1 protein-coding gene is annotated in these 1,133 nt (G+C 53.1%); it reads left to right on the forward strand.

Going from position 1 to position 1,133, the window contains the following annotated elements:
• Window positions 1-1,133: type VI secretion system baseplate subunit TssF (locus NXS07_RS20220; RefSeq protein WP_258087537.1), on the forward strand; the 1,133-nt coding region annotated here is incomplete at both ends.

Below are 1,133 nucleotides of genomic sequence, written 5' to 3' on the forward strand. Positions count from 1 at the left end.
TGCATAGCGAAAGAGTCACCGCATCTGGCCGATTTTCTGGTTTCATCCCATGATCCCGAGATTGCGCGTGTTTTTGAGGCTTTTGCCCTGCTGATATCCCATGTACGGGATAAAGTGGAAGATGAATTTCCCGAAATCACCCACGGTATTCTCGCGCGCATCTGGCCGTTAGCCCTGTGTCCAATCCCGCCCATGACCGTAGTGCAGTTTACGCCTACCGAAGACGAGCATCAGGGCAGCGCCGATATTCCGATCGGCACGTCGGTGTCTGCCAGCCTCAACGGGCAGTCGCTCGACTTTAAAACCTGCCGCCCCCTGCATATTGAACCGTTGATGGTGCAGGAACGTGTTGTCAAGAAAACGGGGACTCACAGCGAAATTATTCTGACGCTGTGTCAGACCGGTTCAGCGTCTTCGATCTGGCAAAGCGGTGCGCTGACCTTTTTCCTCGGTACCGACACGGAGCGCGCTGCCCAGCTTGGTCTGTGGCTGGATCAGCATATTTGTGACGTCAGCCTGAACGTACAAGGTAAACAGAGGAGACTCAGTGCGTTTCCTTATGGCTGGCATAGTCTGTTTGATGACCCGTTGCTACCGATGCCCAAGAGTACCTATTCCGGCCTGCAACCGTTGGTGGAATATTATGCGCTGCCTGCACTTTATAACTTCGTCACGTTGGACATCAGCAATGAGCATGCACAAGTGCCGCTGAATGAAGATAGCATGTTTGAACTGATTTTTCGTTTCAAGGGCGAATTGCCGCTGGATGATGTCGACGGGGCGTTTTTGTTGGGCTGCGTGCCTGCCATTCATCTGGAAAACCAAAGCAGTCCGTCCATTTTGCTGGAGACCGGGGATCACAGCTATCTATTGCCGTTGGGGGGATCGATGCGATTGTTCCGGCTGCGGGAGATTCAGGTGGTGCAACAGCCCGATAACGATGAGCAACGCGGCACACCTTATCGCTGGCTGCCGATTGAACAGTTTGTTCCGGCCGGGCATTTTCTCGATGACGGCCAGCAACCTGATGACTTTTATTACCAGCTTCAGACCACACAGGATTTCCTGGGCAGAACCGAGCACCGGCTGAACTTTTTTGATTTGACCGGCAAACCCGCAAAAAACTTACCCGA

Source organism: Xenorhabdus bovienii (genome assembly GCF_024721015.1).
Lineage (GTDB): Bacteria > Pseudomonadota > Gammaproteobacteria > Enterobacterales > Enterobacteriaceae > Xenorhabdus > Xenorhabdus bovienii.